This is a genomic window from Desulfovibrio mangrovi, assembly GCF_026230175.1.
Lineage (GTDB): Bacteria > Desulfobacterota > Desulfovibrionia > Desulfovibrionales > Desulfovibrionaceae > Halodesulfovibrio > Halodesulfovibrio mangrovi.
In genome coordinates, this window is sequence record NZ_CP104208.1 from 3,546,419 (window position 1) to 3,568,934 (window position 22,516).

The window sequence follows — 22,516 nt, forward strand, 5'->3', positions numbered from 1 at the left end:
TTGGTCGAAAATTTCTTTTTGAGTGTTATTTTTGCTTTTAAAATAAGGATGATATTGCATTGTCGAGCGGGGCGTTTGAGGGGGCTGGGAAGGTTTTGTAAGGTGTGGTGTTGCTCTAAAGGCTTTCGGTTATACGCCGATAGACAGGTATCGGGCACCGCTTCCGGTCCCGTTTCGGGAACATCATGGCATACCGGCCATAGAAATTCATCAGCGTCAGGGCACCTGACGGTTTGACGTGGTTGCATGGGGCGATTCCATCCGGCATGGGGAGATGACGGAGGCGCAAGCCCGCTTCATGCACGGTCCCAAAGACCGCAACGCCATGTCACCGTTTCATGATGAACCCCGGAAGCGGCGTCCGTATTTGCCCACCGAGGTTACTCCCCAACCTTTTGGCCGATCCGTGCAGGTGCAAGCGCGGATCGGCTTTTTTCATGTCGTAGCGGCTGGAGAAACGCCCCGTTTTGTCTGTCGGGCGTTCTCTCGCAGTGCGACACGCCCGAATCGCCATTGTGCGCAGCCTGTCTGGCGATGCGTAATTCCGTTATCCGAACACGGTCTTGCGCAGGTCTATGTTCCATTTCAGCATGCGGTTGCGCACCGTGCCTCTGTGCACTCCCAGCAGGCGTGCCGTCTCGCTCATATTGCCGTTTGCCGTGCGCAGGGCGTTCAGCAGCTCCCGCTTTTGTGGCGGCAACGACTCTTCGGCTCGTTCGCGGGAAGCAGGGGGCTCTGTCTGTGACTGACTGAAAGAGGTTGGGCGAAGGGAGGCGGGCAAAGCCGTTGCAATTTCCGGATGCGAATCCGAAGTCAGGCCAGGAATGAACTCCGGCGGGCATGAACAAGTGTTGGCACCGTCCACCATATACATGGGCAGGTGTTCAAGCTCTATGGGGCCGTCGTCCGCGACCACGAAGGCGTATTCGATGGCGCTTTTCAGTTCGCGTATGTTTCCGGGCCAGCCGTATTCCGCAAAAAGTTGCGCAGATGCCGGAGCAAGACCGGGGATGTCCTTGCCAGTACGCTCCCTGCACAGGTTGATGAAGTGCGCCGCCAGCAGGGGAATGTCTTCCCTGCGTTCCGACAGCATGGGAAGATGGATGGGAATGACGTTGATGCGGAAGAGCAGGTCTTCGCGGAAACGCCCGCGCCGCACCAGTTCCTGCAGGTTGCGGTTGGTGGCGGAGATGATACGCACGTCCACATCGATGGACCGGTTGTCGCCCACACGCTCTATGCGTTTCGATTCCAGAACCCGTAGCAGCTTCACCTGCGTGGGCAGTGGAATGTCGCCGATCTCGTCCAGAAAGATGTCGCCGCCCTGTGCCGATTCGAAGCGCCCCGTGCGGGAGCGTACCGCGCCGGTAAAGGCCCCCTTCACGTGGCCGAAAAGTTCACTTTCCAGCAGCGATTCGTTCAGGGCCGCGCAGTTGAGCTGCACATATGGTCCGTTTCTACGCACCCCAAGGTCGTGAATGGCGCGTGCCGCCAGCTCCTTGCCCGTACCGGAGTGTCCGCAGATGATCACGGGCGCATCGCTCATGGCGGCGCGTTCAATGATGTTGAAGATGCGGCGCATGACAGGCGATGCGCCCACCATGCCTGCGAACAGGTCCGGAGAATTATTTGAAATGGCTGATGCTTTCTTCATCGTGCGTTTCTCTTTTGTCATTTGGGCTGCTCCGGGGGGCTTGATTGAGCATATGTCTAATTTATGATGCATCATTAGTTGGTCATATGTTTAATCATTGTGCCGCGGCAAGTAAAGGGGAGGCCAGTGTTGTGCTTGTAATTATAATGTTTACAGGTGTTTGATCTGCTATGATGCATTGCGGCACGTTTTCTGCTCATGGCAGTATACGCGGACAGGAGGTTCGCAGTGTTTCAGATTCTTTCAAGGACAAGACTGCATACAAGGAACTAGCAGATGACACATACTACGGCGCAACGATCTCGCAGCAAGGGCCATGGTGCCCGTAACGGCGCAGCGCATTCTCCATCCAGACGTTCTTTTCTCAAGGCTCTTGGCGTAGCCGGCGCAGGCGCTGCCCTGCCTGTTGCAATGTCGGGCGGAGCCAAGGCCGCTTCGGTGCCTCAGTCCGGAGAAGAGCTGGTTACCGTGCTTGACCTGAGCAAGTGTATAGGCTGCGGAGCCTGTGTCGAGGCCTGTCGCGAGATCAATGCCCATAAATTTCCCAAGGCGGAGAAGCCGTTTCCGCCCATGTATCCGCCTCGTGTGAAGGCGGAGGACTGGTCCGGCAAGCAGGATGTGGACGACAGGCTCACCCCATATAATTGGTTGTTCCTGCAGAGTGCGCAGGTGGAACACGAAGGTCAGATGCACGAACTGTTCGTTCCGCGCCGTTGTCTGCACTGCGTCAACCCGCCCTGTGCGAATCTGTGCCCGTGGGGAGCCGCCAGAAAGGAAGACAACGGCATCGTCCGTATAGATGACGAGCTGTGCCTTGGCGGTGCGAAGTGTCGTCAGGCCTGCCCCTGGCATATCCCCCAGCGTCAGACCGGCGTGGGCCTGTATCTGCGGTTGCTGCCGTCTTTCGCAGGGAACGGGGTGATGTACAAGTGCGATCGCTGCCATGACAAGGTGGCCGCCGCTGAGCTTCCCGCCTGCGTGGAGGTCTGTCCGCAGTCCGTGCAGAGCATCGGTCCGCGCAGCGAGATGGAGGCGTTGGCCCGGAAGCTGGCTGAAGAGCAGAACGGGTATATCTACGGATTGGAGGAGAACGGCGGCACCAACACCATCTATGTTTCGCCGGTACCGTTCGAAAAGATCAACGCCGTGCTGGAAAAGGGGCCGGGTAAGCCACATATGGCCCCCGTTGCAGACGTAATGCGGCCCGAAACCAGCCTGGCCAAGGCGCTGGTTGCCGCTCCCGTGGCAGGGCTTGTGGCCGGTGCCCTGAAGATTGCCGCAACCATCCGTAAGGAGCGTGACAATGGCTAGACTGATTGAGCAGACTTCTTCCTTTGTTTCGCGCGGGATTGTGCGTGTGTGGTTCGGCATCATGCTGCTCATGACCGTGACCGGCATGGGGCAGATGCCCATTTTCAAGCGCTATTACATCGCGGATATTCCGGGACTCGGCTGGCTGGCGGACCCGTATGTCGTACACTGGGTGCATTATCTGGGAGCCATCGCTCTGATGGGGCTCGGCGCATGGCTGGTTCCCGTGTTCCTGAGCCAGCGCTTCCGCTTCCGGTTCACGGCTTCCGGCGTGGTGCGCCTTGTGCTGCTGGCGCTGATCATCATCACCGGTTACATGCGGGTAGCCAAGAACCTGCCGGGATTCCACTGGTCGGCTGCCTTGACGGTCTTCATCGACTGGTCGCATCTCGGTTTTGCCATGCTGCTGGGCATTGCCGCCATCATGGCGCGCCTGCGCGGTTCCGCTGCATATGTGCGGCTGCGGTAGCAGGCCTGTTGGTCTATTGGTAATTATTCGGGCCCCGATTTTCCGGGGCCTTTTGTTTTTTTGTGGCCTCCTGTGATCTAAATCACGCCATTCAGGGAGGATTGTGCTATGTTGGCCGTACACATCACATACATCTCCAACCGAGGAGTCAGATATGGAAATACGTCAGGAGACCACCATACTCGATCTTACCAAGGCCTATCCCTTTCTTGTGGATGCCCTTGCCGACTATAACCCCACCTTCGAAAAGTTGCGTAATCCCGTGCTGCGTAACACGCTTGGGCGTGTTGCCACGCTGGGGCAGGCTGCGGGCATGGGGCAGGTGAAGCCGCTTGATCTGCTCATGTTCGTGGCGCAGGAGATCATGCGCCGTACAGGCGAAGCTGTTACCGTCATTCCGCCGGAAGTGAAGGACCCAGAAGCCCGTGGGCTGACGGATGAAGAACGGCGTGCCCGCCTGAAGGAAATGATTCGTGCCCTGCATGACGGCGAGAGCATAGAATCGCTCAAGGGACGCTTCAAGGAGACCGTGGGAGACATAAGCCCTGCGGAGATAGCCACGCTTGAGCAGGCGATGGTGGCCGAAGGTCTGCCCGAGACGGAGATAAAGCGTCTGTGCGACCTGCATGTGGAACTCTTCAAGGGGGCACTGGATTGCCATGACCGTCCCTCCATGCCCGAGGGGCATCCCGTGCACACCTACATGGCCGAGAATGCGCAGGCCGTGGAGATTGCCGATGAAATCATCAGTCAGATCGACCGCATGGGCGGCGTGGTGACGAAGAATGTCTGGGCGTTTTCCGACCAGTACATCAGGCAGGCCTTTGAAGACCTGTGCAATATCCGCATCCACTATACCCGCAAGGAATACCAGCTCTTCCCCCTGCTGGAGGAGAACGGCATTGAGGCTCCTCCCAAGGTCATGTGGGAAGTGCACGACGATATCCGGGCCAAGGTGAAGAAGACGGCCGAGGAGTGGGACAGGGAGCAGCCGGAACGGACCGCAGCCAACCTGCGCGAGCTGTGCCTTGCCGTGAAGGACATGGTCTACAAGGAAGAGCACGTGCTGTTCCCCATGGCCTTGGATTCGCTTACCGATGAACAGTGGTCGCGGGCGCGGCACGGCGAGGACGAGATCGGCTATGCGTGGGTCACTCCGGGCATTGAATGGATGCCGGGTGATGTTGCGGGAGCTGCATCACGGGGAACGGCTCACACCTCCGGCACGGATGCGTCCATCCCGCTGGATACGGGCAGGCTGTCGCCCAAGGTGCTGAACCTGATGCTCAAGACTCTGCCCCTCGACATGACCTTTGTGGATGCGGACGACAAGGTGGCCTACTATTCCGACAGTACGCACCGTATCTTCCCGCGTTCCGCAGGCATCATCGGCCGCGATGTGCGCAACTGCCATCCGTCCAAGTCGGTGCATATGGTCGAGGAGATTCTGGCCAAGTTCAAGAACGGCGAGCGCGATACGGCGGAGTTCTGGCTGCAGTTGCACGGCATGTTCATTCACATCCGCTACTTCGCGGTGCGTGATGAGGCCGGAATCTATCTGGGCTGCCTTGAAGTCTCGCAGGAACTGACAGCGCTTCGGGCTCTGGAAGGCGAACGCAGGCTGCTTGAGTGGAGTTGATTGCAGGCTCTGTGCCGGGCTTGGTGACGGCGATGCGTTTGGAGGCGAACGATGGAAAGAGGCAAGCGTCCCACTGATCTTACCCTGAACGAGCAGTTGCGGATCACTTCCGTGGAGATTCAGCGCCGCAAGGAGCTCATGGGGATTACAGAGGAGGACGAGAAGCTGCTTCATGAGCTGCGTCCGGCCATTGCGCGGGATGTTGTTGAGATAGTTTCCGAGTATTACGAGTTTCTTGTGGATTTCTATGAAGTCGCAGAACTCATAGGCGATTCGGAGACTCTTGAACGCCTCAAGAACCACCTTCAGCGCTATGTGCTTACGTTGTTCAGCGGTCAGTATGATGCCGAATATGTGCAGACCCGTCTGCGGATCGGGCTGGTGCACAAGCGTATCGGCGTGCCGCCCAAGCTGTATGTTGCGGCTCTGTACAAGCTGGGCGACCTGCTCAGGAACCGGCTGATCCTGTATGGCAACGGCACCAAGGCATGCGAAGCCTGTTCCGGTAGAATGAGCGTTCTGGACAAGATTTTGATGTTCGACCTTATTTTGGTGTTCGACACTTACATCCAGAGCCTGATGGATGAACTGCATAGACATAAGGATGAGGTGGAAAAATACGCAGCCGGTCTTGAGGGCGTTATTGCCAAGCGTACTGAGGAGCTTGCGGAGCTTTCACGCAAGGACGGCCTTACGGGGCTGTTCAATCAGCGCAGTTTCTTCGAGGAGTTGCGTCGCGAACTGGCCCGCAGCCATCGACGCAACCAGCTACTTTCATTGTGCTACATAGATCTGGATGGATTCAAACGGGCCAATGATACGTTCGGACACAAGTATGGAGACGGCGTACTCATGAATATGGCCAGTGTGTTCCGGAAAACCCTGCGTGCAGAGGATAGCGCGGCCCGTTACGGAGGTGATGAATTCTGTGTCATTCTGCCTTCAACCCCGCGTGAAGAGGCGGTGGGGATATGTCAGCGTCTGGCCAGCCAGTTTTCCGAGATTGATCCGCAGTGCGAGGTTACCTTGAGTATAGGCATTGCGGAGTTTTCACCGGATGCCGGTTGGGATGCCGATATGCTTGTGGGGCATGCTGATAGCGCTATGTACCGTTCCAAGCGGGTCAAGGGGCATGCCATAACGGTCTGGGGAGAGGATGCTGACGCCGGAGATGATCGGAACCCTGATTTGCCCCCGGACTAGTTCAAGCATGGCCCTCGGTGAGTTTGGCTGATGATTTCGCCGGATGATCTCGCCAACTGGATTTCGCCAGCTGGATTTCGTCGGTTGGATTTTGCTGTCTGAACTCGAAGGATAATTTGGACTGGCGGCTCGGGCGATGATTCCGGCAGGTAGCACCGGCGGTAATGGCGGCTCGGACGGTCGTTCCTGAGCCGGCCTGCGGCTAAAGTTTCAGTATCTCCGGCAGGTCTGTGCGGGCCTGCATGAAGGCCAGTGAGGTTTCAAACGCCCCTTCGTCGTGCGGTTCCAGCGTGACGGAGGGGCGAACTGCGTTCCGGCGCAGGGAATCGAACAGGATATCCAGCGGAATGGTGCCGCTGCCAAGGCCTGTATGCTGGTCGTCGCTGCCGTCGTTGTCGTGCAGGTGCAGGTGGCCGAGGCGTGCTCCGGCGGCGTCCACCCACGCGGCAAGGTCCTGATTTCGGAAACCCTGCGCAAAGGAATGCCAGTGCCCTATGTCGAGGCAGAAGCCGCAACGCTCTGCGGGCAGGTGTTCCAGCAGGGTGACGATGGCGTGGGGGGCGCGCTCGAAGGTGTTCTCCAGAAACAGGGGCGGGTGGTTGTCGTCGTGTGTCGTGATGTCCAGCACCTGTTCCCACGTCTGCACCGAACGCTTTATCCAGCGTGCCATGTGCGGCGCATGTTCTCCCTTGTTGAAATGAGGGTGCCCCACCATATGCGCAGGAGCATAGATGGAGGCCAGTTCCGCAGCCCGTATGAGCGTTGCGCGGGTGGCTTCCAGCACGGCGTTGTTCATGCTGCCCGGAGAAAGGTCGAAGAAGGGCAGATGAATGGAACAGCTCAGCCCCGCATCCCTGAAGCGCGCTGCCATGTCCCTGTGCCAGCTTTTCGGCAGTGCCTGCACGGCAAAGGTGTCCATGCCCAGTTCGGGGTGCACCCCGCGGGCGATGAACATCTCCACATACGCCGGAGTGTGGTGGGCATAGCTGAGCGGCAGGTTAACGAAAAAAGGCATGGCGGCTCCTTAGAACAGTTGCTGGCGATTGGTTGGCTTGCTCGGGGCGTGAGCAGCGAGGGTGCTGATGTCGTCGCATACCATCCGGTGGTTGGAAGGTAAATGATTGGGGTGGGGGATAGGTTCTTGTTAGAGTATCGAATATCTGATTGCGATTGCTCGCTCTTGGGGGTAGGTGGGAACTGGCATTATATTTGGGTTCTAGTTGCAACGGTTGCCTGTGTTAGTAGAAAATGGTTGTTGGTCTATAGTGAGGTGTGGGTGTGAATAGTAGTGATCGTTTTAAAGAAATTAGGAATATGGTTTGTGGTGTAGAGAGGGATGGATTTGTAAATAAAATTGTTTATATGCTGCGTATGTCTGATTCCTTCACGTTTGAGAGAATAGTAGCGTCTAGGATGCCGCTTCCATGGGTATTGTGTTCTATTTTGAAATTGGTGATGATTTATGGTGGAACTAATAATAAATTGCGAATGATAGATGATAATATATTCGCATGTGTGTATAATAAAGTTCTAGACAATAGTGCTGTTTACCAGGGTGAGTTGATGAAAGTTGGTTCTATTAACCCTTTTATGTGTGCAATAAATTGTCAACAGGTTCTGTATCAGAGGGAAATTAACTTAGAGGTGTTTGCACGTATAAATTATTTATTCTTTAATGGGTCTAAAAATGTTGGGGTGTGCTTTGAAGAAATGAATGGATTATCGGTTGGTAAATATATAGATATGATGTTTATGGTATATTTACATGTTCACTGTTGTCCGAAAGAGATCGAATTTGATTATGGAAAAATGCTCGTAAGATTTGGCATGAAAGAAAATGATGTCAAAGAATTTATAAATATTTCGTCTAGAAGTGTTTCTAGATTAAGATTAGAATTAAAAAAAGATTCAAAAATTAAAAATTTTGATTATAGTTTAGGAGAACAATCTCCGTTCTATAATTATCCACTTCTAAGGTTGAATGGTGGGTATTGTGCTGTGTATAGTAAAAAAATTATTGAAAGATCAATCGAGATTTATTTGTATGAATATGTTAAGACGTTGAATAGTAAACTAACTCAAGAGTTCGATTCTAGATTTGAGTCTTATGTTGGGAAAATTTTAGAAGGATCTGGGGCGAGTTATTTTGACGAGAAGCAATTAGGTAGAATGTATCGAGGTAAAAAGACTGATTTTTTAGTAGAAGAAGATGGTTGTTCAATAATGATTGAGGTAAAGTCGGTTAGGCTTAAGGATCAAATTCGAGTATCTCCAACTCGCGAAAGAGTATTGAAGGAGTTTAAAACTAGTATTGTAGATGCGATATTTCAGGGGCACGAGCTTAGCAACGTTTTGCAAGATGGTAAGTTTGGAAAAAAATTTTATTTGCTTATTGTTACTTATGATGACGTTGAACTTGGTGCAGCAGGAACTATGTATGATTATTATTTTGAAGAGTATATAAATGAATGTTTTGAATCTGGGAAAAACATTCGTGGTTGTCTAGAGAAGAATAGGATATTTATCATTAGTTCTAGGTGTTTTGAGAGGGTTTGTGCTTATAGAAAGAAGTATGGAAGTTTTTTGTCGTTATTAGATGATGCAGTATTGAGTAATGAAAAAACTGAAACAAGGAAGTTCTCTTTATCGATGTCTTTGCCTAAGGAAAAAATACCTTGGGTGAAGTTTGCTCACGAGCAATTTGATGAAGCCTTTGAAAGAATTCTAGCGTTATTTCCTGAAAGTGAGGTTGCAGCAAATCGAGAACGTTTGAAACAAGGGACAGATTAACCTTGCTCTTCTCCCAAAAACAGGCAAGAACGACGCCACGTGCGGCTGCCTTTGTGTGCAGCCCCGTAACCACCATAGCAAACACCACAACCCATATTATTTGGAGTTTCATATGCCTACTGAACGTAACGAAGCGTTTGGCGATGTAACCTTCGGTGTCGAAAATACCGGCGCGGAAACCTGCACTGTTAAGGGCGTGAAAGCCGTTCTGCCTGAAGGCATCTTCTCTGCCATGGCAGAAATGCTGCTCGTGTACGCCGATTTCAAGTTTGAAACCGGCACCCCCAAGCATGCGTTCCGCTTCAGCAGAACCGCCAAGGAATGCTCCGTGAGCCTTGCCGACAAGAGCAAGGGCGAGGAATGGCTCACCGGCGGCTGGACTGATTCTATTGAATATTGGGAAACGCTTGAAGAACTTGCCGAGCTGACTGAAGAAGTCAGCGAATAGTATTACGCCTGGCATAGCGGGCGGTCTGTCGCTTCTTCATAGTGTATGGGGAAGGGCGGGCCGCCCGCTTTTTTATTTCCACGCTTTTCATATCTTCACGTAATCAAGCTGTTCCAGCTGTTGCGCGGCTTCCTCGCACCCGCAGCACTCAGCAAGGACGATGCCCCATGCCGGAACTTCGGCTCCTTGTCCGTTCATTCCTCTCCCCGGTTTCCATAGGCCGCCACTGTAGCGTCGGAACGCCATTCCCCATCCCGTTGCACCTGCCTCTCCAGTGAGGTATGCTTTACCGATGTTGGTAGTAAAATGCGCGGCGTGCCGCAGAAAATTGTGGAAGTACTTCAAGATAGGCAAGGGCGAAGTGCTGCGCTGCCACAAGGACAGAATCACCAAGCTGTACGACGTGGAAGAACGCGACGGCAAGGTGTGGTGTCTGTGCGGCAAGCCCGTCGGCATAGACAAGGGCGGGCACTTCAGCATGATACGCAACGCCTTTACCTACGCGGGCACCAAAGACCCGAAACGTTGATACCCCCTTGCTAAAAAACGGCAAAAGGCGCAATGGGGTGGAGTCGTTGATGCCGCTGCCTTTTGTGCCTTGCTTTCCGTAGATTCCGGCCGGCGGCGGCAACCTTTCAGCAACTTTTAACGCGTGACAGGGCCGCAGGGACCATGCAGCATATTCTTGTAGCAACGGATGATCAGGCCGCTTCCAAGGCCATTGTGCGCAGTTTTTCGTCTCAGGCGGAACTGAGTGTGGTGCGGCAGCCGGATGATCTGAAACCGGCCCTTGCCAAACGCCCATACGACGTCATCTTTGCCGACCTCTCATGGATAGACCGCTCGCCCGAGCGCAGCTTCGATACCATCCGCACGGCCCTGCGTTCCCTCTGGGCCATGGTGCCCAACCTTGAAATCATCGTGCTCACGGCGCAGGAGAATATCCGCGAGGCCGTGAAATCCGTGCGCGCAGGGGCGGACAACTACCTCACCTATCCCGTCACGGCGGAAGAAGCCGCCTATGTTCTGGAAAGCCTGCGCGAATCGCGCATGATGCAGACGGAACTGGAGTATCTGCGCTCTGCGGACAATTCCCCCACGCTCATTCCCCTGCAGCAGGTGAAAAGCCCTGTCATGCAGGCCGTGTTCGACAAGGTGCGGCGCGTGGCGCAGGCGAACACCACCGTGCTGCTCACCGGAGAAACCGGAACGGGTAAGGGCGTGCTGGCCAAGCTCATCCATGCGCAGAGCAACCGCGCCAGCGGCCCCTTCATGGGCGTGCATTGCGGAGCCATTCCCGAAACATTGGTGGAAAGCGAACTCTTCGGTCATGAGAAGGGAGCGTTTACCGGAGCCAACAAGCGCAAAGCGGGCCGTTTCGAAGTGGCCGCCAAGGGCACCATCTTTCTGGATGAAATAGGCACCATCTCCCAATCCACACAGGTGCGTCTGCTGCAGGTTTTGCAGGACAAGGTGTTTCAGCGTGTGGGCGGCGTGGTGGATATTCCCATGGAAGCGCGCATTGTGGCGGCCAGCAATGTGGATCTGGAAGAGCTGGTGCGCAAGGGCGAGTTCCGCGCCGACCTGCTGTTCCGTCTGAACGTGTTCCCCATAGAGGTGCCCGCACTGCGTGACCGCCGTGAGGATATTCCCCTGCTGGCGGAAATGTTCCTGCAGCGCCTGCGCCAGCAGCACATGAAGAAGATTGAAGGCATCCATCCCGATGTGGTGGCGGCTTTCAAGTCGTATCCGTGGCCCGGGAACATCCGCGAGTTGGAGAACCTCATGGAACGTGCCTACATCCTCGAAACCACGCACATGCTGTCTCCGGACAACTTTCCGCCCGATCTTTTTGTGGGCGGGGCCCCGCTTGCCAACGTTTCTCTCGACCTTTCCCTCCCTCTTTCAGAGGTGCGCAATCAGGCCAAGGAACATGCCCAGCGCCGGTATATCGAGGAACTCATTGCCGAATGCCGCGGCAAGGTGAACCTGACGGCTGAGCGGGCCGGCATCACCACGCGGCAACTCAGAAAACTGCTGTCACGCTATGGTATCGACAAGTCTCGTTATAAACCTGCGAAAAGCGGAATAAGAAGTGCCGATTTGTAGGAAGCGGAACATATCATTCCGCGTCGCTTGCTAGATCAAATCTAGACTTATTGCCTTCTTCTTTGTTGTAGGCCTAACCAGCCGTTAAATAAGCGGAACATGTTGTTCCGCTTGTTTTTTTGGTAAGCTTAAAAAGAATATAATTAACGCATAGTTATGTTGTTGGCATATCTGTTGCTGATAGGTGATCCAAAATCTGCCGTCGTTTTCATGCAGAACATGCACTCAGGCAGGTGATTAACGGTGCATGTCAGCAACTTAATCTGGAGATACCTGTGAGCAGCAACGTAGCCGAAATCGAACAGTCTCCTATGGAGCCTCCCTCTTTATTCGGGGTTCAAACTCCCTCCGTTTATTCCAAGCTCCCCTTCCCGGTAGGCATGAGGTTTACCGAGGAGAAGGAAACCCCTCCGGCTTTTGCTATCAGTGAGCGCTCGGATGCCTTCCGCAGACGCTATTATCCCGATGTAAATATCAAGACGTGGTGCGACTGGCACTGGCAGTATGCAAACCGCATAACCTCGCTGGACCAGCTTGGCGCCATGCTTTCCCTTTCTCCCGAAGAACTCGGCGCGGGCACTGGTCTTGCGGCCTTGCCGCTGGCCATTACCCCCTATTATGCCGCGCAATTTGATCCCGAGAATCCCGCAGATCCCCTGCGCCGTACCATGGTGCCCACCGTGGCGGAATGGGAACTGAATCCCGGCGAATCCGCCGACCCGCTCGGCGAAGACGGTCACAGCCCCGTGCCCGGTCTGGTGCATCGCTATCCCGACCGTGTACTTTTTCTGGCTACCGATACCTGCGCAGCCTACTGCCGCTATTGCACGCGTTCGCGCCGTGTGGGCAAACCCTGTTCCACCAGCACCGTGCGCAAGCGTTGGCCTGCTGCCATCGAATATATCGAGAATCATCCCGAAGTGCGCGATGTGCTCATCTCCGGCGGCGATCCTCTGACCATGTCCGACGCGGCGCTGGACCATCTGCTTTCGCGCCTGCGCCGCATCCCGCACCTTGAGATCATCCGCATCGGTTCCAAGGCGCCCATCGTCATGCCGCAGCGCATTACGCCTTCGCTGCTGCGCGTGCTGCGCCGCTATCATCCGTTGCTCATGAGCATCCATTGCACGCATCCTGACGAGCTGACGTCCGAAGCTTCGGAAGCGTTGCGCCGTCTTGCCGATGCGGGCATTCCGCTCGGCAGCCAGACCGTGCTGCTCAAGGGCATCAACGACGACGTGCCGACCATGACCAAGCTGATGCATGGCCTGCTCAAATCGCGCGTGCGTCCCTATTATTTGTATCACTGCGACCCCGTGCAGGGCTCCGCGCATTTCCGCACCCACATATTCAAGGGTGTGGATATCATTCGCGGCATGCGCGGGCATACCTCCGGCTATGCCGTGCCCACCTATGTGGTGGACGCCCCCGGAGGCGGCGGCAAGATTCCGCTCATGCCCGACTACGTGCAGGGCTACGACGGTGAAGACCTGGTTCTGCGCAATTACGAAGGCAACCTGTACCGCTCCTACGATCCTGCCGCTCCGGCCGCCCATGCGTGCGATACCGGCTGCGACGGCGACTGCGGTTGCAAGGGGGGCACCCCGTGCTTGTAGGACTTACCTATGACCTTAAAGCCGACTACCTTGCCATGGGGTACTCTGAAGAGGATGCCGCTGAATTCGACAGCCCCGCGACTATCGAGGCCATTGAAGAGGCACTTCAGTCCCATGGATTCCTGACAGAGCGCGTGGGCGCGTTGCCCAGCCTCGCGTCCGCGCTGCTGCAGGGCAAACGGTGGGATCTGGTATTCAATATTGCGGAAGGGCTGCACGGTTTCGGCCGTGAAAGCCAGACTCCCGCGCTGCTTGATTATTACGGTATTCCGTATGTGTTTTCGGACCCCATGACGCTGGGCGTGTGCCTGCACAAGGGCGTGACCAAGCACGTGGTGCGCGACAAGGGCGTGCCCACGGCTGACTTTGCCGTGGTGGAGGATGTGGAGGACGCGTATGCCGTGAATCTTCCCTACCCCCTCTTCGTTAAGCCTGTGGCCGAGGGCACGGGTATTGGCGTGGGAGCGGCCTCCAAGGTGCGTAATCAGCAGGAATTGGTGGCGGCCTGTGAGCATGTGCTGGCCCGCTACAATCAGCCCGCGCTGGTGGAGACCTTTCTCTCCGGCCGTGAACTGACCGTGGGCATCGTGGGCACTGGCCGCAAGGCGCGCGCTATCGGCGCCCTTGAGGTGGTGTTCGCCTCCACGGCGGAATCGGATGCGTACGGTTATGTGAACAAGGCCGAATATCTTGAGCGCATGCAGTACACTCTGGCGGAAGACGCGGTGGGCCGCTACGCCGCTGAGGTTGCGCTGGACGCATGGCGCGCGCTGGGCTGCCGTGACGGCGGCCGTGTGGACGTGCGTCTGGACGCCGGCGGTGTGCCCAACTTCATCGAGGTGAACCCGCTGGCAGGCCTGCACCCCGTGAACTCTGACCTGCCCATCCTCTGCTACAAGGTGGGCATGAGTTACCGGCAACTTATTGGCGAAATTATGACCTCCGCGCTGGAGCGCAACGGTCTGGGAACATTGCCCATTCCGATGGTAAAAGAGGCTGCCTGCGCGGCGGAGGCGGGGCGCTAGCCATGCGCGCCGCAGTCATACACAATGCTTTGAATGGAATGCGGCCCGATCAGGAGGACACCCTTGTGCAGGCGCATGCCGTGCACGAGGCCCTTGTCTCTCTTGGCATCGGGTCGTCCATTCTGAGCATGTCGCTAGATCTGGAAGCCGCCCGCAACGAGCTGGCGGCTCTTTCCCCCGACATCATCTTCAATCTTGTGGAAGAGCTGGCGGACGACATTCGTCTTGCACCGCTCGCGCCATCCCTTTTTGCGCACATGCATCTGCCCTTTACCGGTTCAGATGGGCAGGCGCTCACCCTTTCCGGCGACAAGGTGCTGTGCAAGCGCATTCTTGACGCGGCGGGCATTGCCTCGCCCGCGTGGGTATTGCCCGACGGCACCTTCGGCGGCATGGGAGGCGGAGAAGGGGGTGCAAGCTTCGTGACCGGTCGCTACCTTTGCAAGTCGGTGCATGAACATGCCTCACTGGGACTTGATGAGAATTGCCTGGTGGAAGCGGCCTGCGTGCAGGATGTCACCGAAAGGCTCGCCGCCTGCGCCGCGAAGCATGGCGGCCACTGGTTTGCGGAGCAGTATGTGGACGGGCGTGAGTTCAACATCGCCATCATTGCCGGAGAAGACGGCGCAGCACCGCAGGTGCTGCCTTTTGCCGAGATCGAGTTTCTCGACTTCGGTCCGGATAAGCCCAAGATTGTGGGCTACGCCGCCAAATGGGATGAAGACTGCTTCGAATACAGGAACACCGTGCGCCGTTTCGTCTTTCCCGAATCGGATGCGCCGCTGCTTGCCATGCTGGAAAAGGCCACCAAGGCCTGCTGGCAAGCCTTCGGGCTGGCAGGATACGCGCGCATCGATTATCGCGTAGACGGAGACGGTTCTGCCGAACATCCTTTCACGGCCTATGTGATCGACGTGAACGCCAATCCCTGCATTGCGCCTGATGCCGGGCTTGCCGCTGCCGCGCAGCGGGCAGGCATGGACTATGCCGCGCTCATCCGGCGTGTGGTCCGCGCCGGACTTGCGGGCCGGAAACAGAATTTTGAGTAATATACAGGAATACAAGCATGTCTGCTGAATCATCGGCCATGTCGTTTGAGGCCGTTAGCTACAGGGAAACCGTCAGGGAATCGGATGCCGCCGATGTGCGGCGCATCGTGTATGAAACCGGTTTCTTTACCGCCGAAGAAGTGGACGTGGCGGAAGAACTGGTGCTGGAACGCCTCGCACAGGGCGAGGACAGCGGGTACTTCTTCGTGTTTGCCGAGCGGGAAGGCGTTGTGCTCGGTTACACGTGCTACGGCCCCACCCCTGCTGCCGAAGGGACCTACGATCTGTACTGGATCGCTGTGGACCCCGCCTTCCGTCACATGGGGCTGGGCAAGCTGCTTCTGGCGGAAACCGTACGGTCTGTGCGCGTCATGCAGGGCAGGCTGCTCTTTGCGGAGACATCCGGCATGGAGAAGTACGTTTCCACCCGAAAGTTCTACGAGCGCACGGGGTTCGTGGCCGAAGCCGTGCTCAAGGATTTCTATCGTCCCGGCGACGACAAGGTGATATACCGTCTGGAAGTGTAAATGCCGATGCGCGGTTAGGCGGAGAAGGTTACCGGCTTTTGGCGCTGAAGAGGCATGATGCAGTTCTTGTCCGCTACCTGTTGGTAGATGTCCATTTGTCTGCTCGGAGGAACCGGCCATGTTCCGTATTCGCCCCATTTATGACACCCGTCTGCCCATAGATATTCAGGCGGTGGAAAAAGCGCAGGAGATTCTGCGTGAACGGTTCCCCCTGCTGGATGAAGAAGACGTGCAGCAACTGCCTGATCTGCTCGCCAATCCCTTCATCAAGCAATACCGCTCCATCCTTTTCGTGGCGGAGGACGGCCGCGCCAATGTGCGTGGCTTCGCCTTGCTCTGCCATTTTGCCGATCTGCATTTCTGCTATCTGGACTTCATTTCCGTCAGCCAGAAGCATGGCGGCGGGGGCATCGGTTCCGTACTCTACGAGCGTATTCGTGAAGAAGCCCGTGCCTTGGGTGATTCCGCGCTCTTTTTCGAGTGCCTGCCGGATGATCCTGCCTTGTGCAGGGATGCTGCGGCGCTCAAGGACAACATCGCCCGTCTGCGTTTCTATGAACGCTACGGGGCGCGGCCCATTATCGGCACGGCGTATGAAACGCCGCTGGTGGAAGGGGGCGATTGTCCGCCTTATCTGGTGGCCGACCCGCTGGGCAAGCCGCTCAAGGTTTCCCGTACGCAGGTTCGCAAGGTGGTTCGCGCCATCCTGACCCGCAAGTACAAGGGGGCCTGTTCCCCCGAGTATACGGAAATGGTGGTGAACTCCTTCAATGATCCGTATGTGCGCCTGCGCGAGCCCCGCTACATAATTGGCGATGAATCAGCGCCGCTGGTGCTTCCTGCCAAGGTGAGCGGCGACATGCGCATTGCGCTGGTGGTGAACGACAAGCACGACATCCATCATGTGCGTGAGCGCGGATATGTGGAGTCGCCCGTACGCATAGACAGTATCCGCAAGGCCTTGGCCAAGACGGGGCTGTTCGAGGAACTGACCGTTCGTCACTACCCCGAATCCCACATCACCGCCGTGCATGACAAAGGCTACGTGTCGTATCTGAAGACCGTGTGTGCCAAGCTGCCCGCGAACAAGTCGTTGTACCCCTACGTGTTTCCCATCCGAAACGCCTCGCGCCCTCCGCACGAATTGCCTGTGCGGGCGGGGTATTACTGCATTGATACGTTCACCCCCCTGAATGCCAACGCCTATAACGCGGCAAAGCGGGCCGTGGACTGTGGACTGACCGCCGCGGAATCGTTGCTGTCCGGCAGGCGCATGGCTTATGCGCTGGTGCGCCCTCCCGGGCACCATGCAGAGCGCAAGGCCTTTGGTGGGTTCTGTTATTTCAATACGGCGGCCGTGGCCGCGAACAGGCTTTCCGCATTGGGCAAGGTGGCCGTGCTGGATATCGACTACCATCACGGCAACGGCACGCAGAATATTTTTTACAAGCGTAATGACGTGTTGACCGTGTCCATTCATGGGCATCCGCGTTTTGCCTATCCCTATTTCAGCGGTTTCTCGGAAGAAGTCGGCGAAGAGGCTGGCGCGGGCTTCAACAGAAATTTCCCCCTGATGGAGAAGGTGGACGGGCACCAGTACGCCAATGTGTTGGTGCGGGCTCTGCAGGCCGTCAGGGAGTTTAATCCCACCTTTCTGGTGGTAGGGCTGGGGCTGGACCCTGCCAAGGGCGACCCCACGGGAACATGGTCTCTTGCGGCCAAGGACTTTGTTCATAACGGCAGGCTCATCGGCAGGCTGGGGCTGCATACCCTTGTGGTGCAGGAGGGGGGCTATCGTATCCGCTCGCTGGGCGTGAACGCGCGTAATTTCTTTGTGGGCCTGTATGAAGGTATGTCGGAGGCTGTGCGGCGGTAGGCGCAAAAGGGCCGACCATGCTGGTGCATGGTACAGAGATGGTGACTGATGGCGGGCGTTCCGAAAGGGATTGCCCGCCTTTGTATTGGAGGGAGCGCGTAGGGGCTGGCAGGCGAAGAGAGGCGGAGCGGCTAATCGGCCTTGTTGAAGCCTTCCGGATCGGGACCGTTATCGTTGCCGTTCCCTGTGCCGATGATGTCGCGCACGGCCTGCAGGGTCTGTCCGCGGTCCTGTGCCAGCCTTTGCCACTTCTTCTTTTCCTTCTTCAGCGCCTCGACGGTGTGCAGAAGGTCTCGGATGGTATGCGCCGGATAGCCGTATGCGGCGAACTGCCCCTTGCGGAGTTCTTCGTCGTTGAGCTGGCGTATGGCGTTGAGCTGGCTGGCGTTAAGGATCATGTCTGGCAGAGAGTCTCGGGTTGTGCGTTGCAGGGTAAAGCTGGTGAGTCAGGAGGTGGCATCCTAAAAAAAGTCGCGGGAAAAAGATAGGGGTGGCAGTGAGGGGATCGTGGTATTCCTTTATGCCTCGGAAGCGAGGCGTTCCCAATCGACCTCAGTTTTTGCATGTTTTATGAGGCAAGAGGCGAGGGTTATATGACTGAAGATAAAAAAGAGGCAGCGTCTGCACGCTGCCTCTTCTGTTTCAATGGTACCGACCGTATCAGCTCGGCTGACGCTTACTTCTTGGACACCATGATATCCAGAATCACCTTGTCCGTTTCGGCCATGCCGCTGGTGCCGAGGCGGCCGAGGTTCTGGATGCTGACTTCAAGATCGTCATCCACAATCCCTTCCTTGCCGCTGACGGAGGTGCCCTTTCTGGCGAGCAGGGCGGCCTGAATGCCGGCTTCCACGGCAGAAGCGACCTTGAGCGCGCAAGAGGTCTTGGCACCGTCGCAGATCATGCCTGCAATGTTGCCCACCATGTTCTTGATGGCGAAGCCGATTTCGCGCATGCCGCCGCCAAGCAGCATCACGATGCCACAGCTGGAACCCGTGGCGGCCAGAATTGCCCCGCACAGGGCGGAGAGGCGGCCAAGGTGGTGCTTGAGGTGGATGGCGGTAAGGTGGCTCATGATGAGTGCACGGGCCAGCTTTTCGTCATCCGCGTTCAATCTGCGGGCAAAGGCCAGTACCGGTACGGTGGCGGTAATGCCCTGATTGCCGCTGCCGGAGTTGCTCATCACGGGCAACATGATGCCGTCCATGCGGGCGTCTGACGCAGCCGCAGCCATCTTGATGGCGAAGGAGGCGATATCGTCGGCGCGCAGACCCTGTTGAATGTCCTCTTCCATGGAGCGTCCGACCTTCAGGCCCCATTCGCGGGACATGCCTTCTGCGGCAATGGCCTCGTTGAGGCGGGCGGCTTCGAGAATGAAGCTGATCGTCTCGAAGGGGGCGTTCACGGCAAAGTCGTGAATGCGTTCCATGGTCAGGGGCCATTCGGTGTCGCCAGCCTCTTCGCCGGGCCAGGGGGCGGAGAAGACCTCGGTGCCGTTCTTCTCCACCAGCACCACGGCGGTATGCTCACGGGCAATGACGCAGCGGGCGCAATCGTTACCGGCAAAGACCGTCACGTCTGCAAGGAGCAGCTCGGCGGTTTCGGCAAGGGCCACCTTCACGCGTTTTTCGGTCAGCATCTGTTTGCCCGCCGCAATCTGTTCTTCCGTCAGATCGCGCAGCACTTCCAGCGACAGCTCAGCATTGCCTCCCGTGGCCCCCACAGCGGCGGCGATGTCCAGTCCGGTCATGCCGGTGCCGGGCACGCCCACACCCATGCCGTTCTTGAGCAGGTTGCCGCTCACCAGCACGGTGATACGTTCGGGCGCGGTTCCCAGTTCCTGCACGGCGCGGGCCGTGGCAAGGGAGATGGTAATAGGCTCGGTGCAGCCAAGGGCGGGCACCACCTCACGGTTGAGCAGGGCGATGAAGTTGGACCATTCGGGCTTTGTCATGTTGGTATCCTGTCGGTAGATGTTCGATGCGTTGTGCAGGGAACGATCACTAGGCGCGTGCCTGTTCTGTCTGCAGTTCGCCGTTGCGGTTGAAGATGCCTTCCAGCATCAGCGCCAGAGCGCCGTCGCCGGTGACGTTGCAGGCGGTGCCGAAGCTGTCCTGCAGGGCGAAGATGGCCAGCAGCAGGGCGACGCCTGCGGGGTCGAAGCCGAGAACGCTTACCACGATGCCGAGGGAGGCCATAACGGTGCCGCCGGGAACCCCGGGAGCGCCGATGGCGAAGATGCCGAAGAGCGCGATGAACAGCACCATGGTGTGCAGTTCAGGCAGCTGGCCGTAAAGCATCTGGGATATGGTCATGGCGAAGAAGGTTTCCGTGAGGACGGAGCCGCACAGGTGGATGGTGGCACCGAGCGGAACCATGAACTCGACGGTATTGCGGCTGAGCACGGGCGACTTGGAAGCGCACTCCAGCGCAACAGGCAGGGTGGCGGCGCTGGACATGGTGCCCACTGCGGTCAGGTACGCCGGGGAATAGTGGCGGATGACGTCGAGGGGGTTGCGGCCGGAGATGATGCCGCCGATGGTGTAGAGCACGGTCAGCCATACGACGTGGCCTACCAGTACGATGCCGATGACCTGCAGGAAGACGGGCAGCTGCTTGGTCAGGCTGCCTTCATAGGCCAGACCCGCAAAGGTGGCGGCAATGAAGAAGGGCAGCACGGGAATGACAACCTTGGTCACCACCTGCAGCATGATGCCTTCAAACTCGCCGAGCAGTTTTTCAAAAGTCTTGGCGTTGCTCCACAGCGTTGCCACACCAAGCATGATGGCGGTGAACAGCGCGGTCATGACGGGCATGATGGCCGGAATGTTCAACTGGAACAGGACCTCGGGAATTTCCTTGAGGCCTTCCACCTGCGTGGCGATGGAGAGGTGCGGAATGATCATGTAGCCCGCGATAGCTGCCATGGATGCGGCACCTACTGCGGAAAGGTAGGCAAACGAAACGCCCGCCGCGAGCATCTTGCTCGCATTCTGTCCGAGCCGCGTGATGGCGGGCGCGATGAATGCGATGATGACCAGCGGCACGGTGTAGAAAATGACCTGACCGAGAACATACTTGATGGTGGCAATGACTTCCATTGCCGCTTCATTGCAGACGAGGCCGATTGCGACACCGGCGGCAATGCCCATGAGAAGCTGGAGAATGAGGCCGAACTCGCCTTTTCGTTTTTGGCTGTGAGACATGGTAACCCCTTGTGCACTGTTTGGTCCGGTCATCCCCATGAACCGAACCGTCCGTATGAGTAGTAGGTGAGAGGAGGACGCGGAAAGTGACTATCTTTCCGCAATGGCTTCGATTTCGACGAGGGCGTCCTTGGGCAGGCGGGCTACCTGAACGCAGCTGCGGGCCGGGAAGGGCTCTGCAAAGTAGGTGGAGTACACTGCGTTGAACGCCGCAAAGTTGTTCATGTCACTCAGGAACACGGTGGTCTTCATTACCTTGCTCATGGAGGAACCTGCAGCTTCCAGAATGGCCTTCACGTTTTCAAGGGAAGCCTTGGCCTGTTCCTCGATGGTTTCGGGCATGACGCCGGTGGCCGTCACGATGGGCAGTTGGCCGGAGGTGAACACGAGATTGCCGAGTATGGTTCCCTGCGAATAGGGGCCGATGGCTGCGGGGGCCTTATCGGTTTTGATGATGTCAGACATGTTGTCTCCTTTTGGGAAGAGGTAACGTGGAAGTGGTTGGCGCAATGTTTGCGTGAAAATTTTCTTAGTGCGAAAAAAATATCAGGTCAATAAATTTTAGTCGCATTGTGAGAAAATTTTATCACACTAGCCGTTAATGCGCTGCAGGTACCTGTAGATGGTGGCCTCCGAGGCGGCGAGGCGGGTGGCCACAATGCTGACGGTGCCTTTGAGCAGAAACACGCCGCGGGCGTTCAGGGTGCGCACGATTTCCATCTTCTCGCCTGCGGTCATGCGCTCGGGGGCGATTTCCGCACCATCTATGATCTGCACGATCAGGTTCTCGGTCAGATCTTCAATGGATTCGGAGAAGGTTTCGCTGTGGTCGTCGGCATCCTTGGGGGCGGCATCGTCAATGCCCATGGCCTGCACCATGCGGCCGAGCAGCTCGCGGGCCTGCTTCAGGTCCGAAACGTCCATGTTCAGGCACAGCATGCCTGCCAGCCCGCCGTCTGCTTCACGGATGAAGTAGGTGGCGGAGTGGAGCGGACGGTCGTCCTTGGAGCGCGTGGTGTAGCCCATGACCCAGTCGCGGTTTTCATACTCGCGGTTGGCCACGAACTTCAGCGCGAGGTCGGTAAGGGGGGCACCGACCTTGCGGCCCGTAATGTGGTTGTTGGCGATGGCGAGCACGGACTGCTCCCTGGAGGATGCGTCGTGCAGCACCACCTCGCAGTTGGCGCCCAGAAAGGCACCGAGGAAGTGGACAAGGGGGATGAATGTCTCAATGGTTCGGGTTGGGGATGTTTTCTCGGGCACAATGAATCCTTGTTGTGTGAAAAAATTCTTACGGCGATAAAATAGGTAGCGTTGTGCGAATTGGGTGTCAAATCAATTGAGGAAAAAATAACGGGAAGGAATGTATCTGGAGTGGGAACACGTTCATCGGCTGTATGAAGTCTGGGCAAGCTATTCCTTTTGCCGCCTTCCGCGGGACCAGAGCGGGGCCTCAGCCGGGCGGTGCCCGCCCTCAGCAAGGCCCCCTCTGGACTCCCCCTGCCTCGCCCCAGCCGGTCGTTGAATTGGTGTGCGCCTCCCCGTGGAAGCGAAGCGCTTCCAATCGGCCTGACGTTTTGGAGGGCAAGGTCTG

The 22,516-nt window shown here is 57.0% G+C and carries 19 protein-coding genes and 1 pseudogene; 13 read left to right on the forward strand and 7 right to left on the reverse strand.

The annotated features are described in order from the left end of the window. Positions 1–547 precede the first annotated feature (547 nt). Positions 548–1,618, reverse strand: a pseudogene (locus N1030_RS15870) (sigma-54 interaction domain-containing protein); the annotation flags it as partial. A 312-nt stretch (positions 1,619–1,930) separates the two neighbouring features. On the opposite strand from N1030_RS15870, the gene N1030_RS15875 reads away from it, so the two are divergent. The 4 genes from N1030_RS15875 to N1030_RS15890 all read left to right on the forward strand — a co-directional run bounded on the left by N1030_RS15875 (position 1,931) and on the right by N1030_RS15890 (position 6,276). After that, positions 1,931–2,965, forward strand: coding sequence for a 4Fe-4S dicluster domain-containing protein (locus N1030_RS15875; RefSeq protein ID WP_265826501.1), 1,035 nt, complete (start codon positions 1,931–1,933; stop codon positions 2,963–2,965). After that, the gene (locus N1030_RS15880; RefSeq protein ID WP_265826502.1) at positions 2,958–3,434 is read left to right on the forward strand and encodes an iron-sulfur cluster-binding protein; all 477 of its coding nucleotides are present in this window, start codon (positions 2,958–2,960) and stop codon (positions 3,432–3,434) included. Before N1030_RS15875 ends, N1030_RS15880 begins: the two co-directional genes overlap by 8 nt. A gap of 154 nt (positions 3,435–3,588) precedes the next feature. After that, positions 3,589–5,073 (forward strand): DUF438 domain-containing protein, encoded by a 1,485-nt coding sequence (locus tag N1030_RS15885; protein WP_265826503.1) that lies wholly within the window; start codon positions 3,589–3,591, stop codon positions 5,071–5,073. A gap of 51 nt (positions 5,074–5,124) precedes the next feature. Further along, entirely contained in the window at positions 5,125–6,276 is a 1,152-nt protein-coding gene (locus N1030_RS15890) for a GGDEF domain-containing protein (protein WP_265826504.1), read from the forward strand. A 202-nt stretch (positions 6,277–6,478) separates the two neighbouring features. Here N1030_RS15890 and N1030_RS15895 read toward each other — a convergent pair whose 3' ends face one another. Further along, complete coding sequence (locus N1030_RS15895) at positions 6,479–7,291, reverse strand: sugar phosphate isomerase/epimerase family protein (RefSeq protein ID WP_265826505.1); 813 nt, start codon at positions 7,289–7,291, stop codon at positions 6,479–6,481. A 263-nt stretch (positions 7,292–7,554) separates the two neighbouring features. On the opposite strand from N1030_RS15895, the gene N1030_RS15900 reads away from it, so the two are divergent. From N1030_RS15900 to N1030_RS15940, 9 genes are all read left to right on the forward strand, one after another. After that, positions 7,555–9,066, forward strand: coding sequence for a hypothetical protein (locus tag N1030_RS15900; RefSeq protein ID WP_265826506.1), 1,512 nt, complete (start codon positions 7,555–7,557; stop codon positions 9,064–9,066). Positions 9,067–9,178: 112 nt separating this feature from the next. Continuing rightward, positions 9,179–9,514: a hypothetical protein gene (locus tag N1030_RS15905; protein ID WP_265826507.1), complete on the forward strand. Its 336-nt coding sequence runs from the start codon at positions 9,179–9,181 to the stop codon at positions 9,512–9,514. 292 nt (positions 9,515–9,806) lie between these two features. Further along, entirely contained in the window at positions 9,807–10,043 is a 237-nt protein-coding gene (locus N1030_RS15910; protein ID WP_265826508.1) for a hypothetical protein, read from the forward strand. Between the two features lie 143 nt (positions 10,044–10,186). Further along, complete coding sequence (locus tag N1030_RS15915) at positions 10,187–11,623, forward strand: sigma-54-dependent transcriptional regulator (RefSeq protein WP_265826509.1); 1,437 nt, start codon at positions 10,187–10,189, stop codon at positions 11,621–11,623. 275 nt (positions 11,624–11,898) lie between these two features. Next, entirely contained in the window at positions 11,899–13,239 is a 1,341-nt protein-coding gene (locus N1030_RS15920; protein WP_265826510.1) for a KamA family radical SAM protein, read from the forward strand. Beyond that, on the forward strand, positions 13,230–14,264 hold the full coding sequence (locus N1030_RS15925; protein ID WP_265826511.1) for a D-alanine--D-alanine ligase family protein: 1,035 nt from the start codon (positions 13,230–13,232) through the stop codon (positions 14,262–14,264). The genes N1030_RS15920 and N1030_RS15925 overlap by 10 nt, the downstream gene beginning before the upstream one ends. Before the next feature lie 2 nt (positions 14,265–14,266). After that, positions 14,267–15,313, forward strand: a complete 1,047-nt coding sequence (locus N1030_RS15930; protein WP_265826512.1) for a D-alanine--D-alanine ligase family protein — start codon at positions 14,267–14,269, stop codon at positions 15,311–15,313. A gap of 17 nt (positions 15,314–15,330) precedes the next feature. Further along, a complete protein-coding gene (locus tag N1030_RS15935; RefSeq protein WP_265826513.1) occupies positions 15,331–15,840 on the forward strand; it encodes a GNAT family N-acetyltransferase in 510 nt (169 codons plus the stop codon). Between the two features lie 118 nt (positions 15,841–15,958). Continuing rightward, positions 15,959–17,716, forward strand: coding sequence for a histone deacetylase family protein (locus N1030_RS15940; protein ID WP_265826515.1), 1,758 nt, complete (start codon positions 15,959–15,961; stop codon positions 17,714–17,716). Between the two features lie 131 nt (positions 17,717–17,847). Here N1030_RS15940 and N1030_RS15945 read toward each other — a convergent pair whose 3' ends face one another. The 5 genes from N1030_RS15945 to N1030_RS15965 form a co-directional block, all read right to left on the reverse strand. Then, positions 17,848–18,114 carry a hypothetical protein gene (locus N1030_RS15945; RefSeq protein ID WP_265826516.1) on the reverse strand — a complete coding sequence of 89 codons (267 nt, stop codon included), beginning with the start codon at positions 18,112–18,114 and terminating at the stop codon, positions 17,848–17,850. A 278-nt stretch (positions 18,115–18,392) separates the two neighbouring features. Beyond that, the gene (locus N1030_RS15950) at positions 18,393–19,670 is read right to left on the reverse strand and encodes an L-cysteine desulfidase family protein (RefSeq protein ID WP_265826517.1); all 1,278 of its coding nucleotides are present in this window, start codon (positions 19,668–19,670) and stop codon (positions 18,393–18,395) included. A gap of 49 nt (positions 19,671–19,719) precedes the next feature. Then, on the reverse strand, positions 19,720–20,922 hold the full coding sequence (locus tag N1030_RS15955; protein WP_265826519.1) for a dicarboxylate/amino acid:cation symporter: 1,203 nt from the start codon (positions 20,920–20,922) through the stop codon (positions 19,720–19,722). Positions 20,923–21,012: 90 nt separating this feature from the next. Beyond that, the gene (locus tag N1030_RS15960; protein ID WP_265826520.1) at positions 21,013–21,387 is read right to left on the reverse strand and encodes a RidA family protein; all 375 of its coding nucleotides are present in this window, start codon (positions 21,385–21,387) and stop codon (positions 21,013–21,015) included. Positions 21,388–21,513: 126 nt separating this feature from the next. Then, the gene (locus N1030_RS15965; protein WP_265826521.1) at positions 21,514–22,185 is read right to left on the reverse strand and encodes a helix-turn-helix transcriptional regulator; all 672 of its coding nucleotides are present in this window, start codon (positions 22,183–22,185) and stop codon (positions 21,514–21,516) included. Between the last annotated feature and the right edge of the window lie 331 nt (positions 22,186–22,516).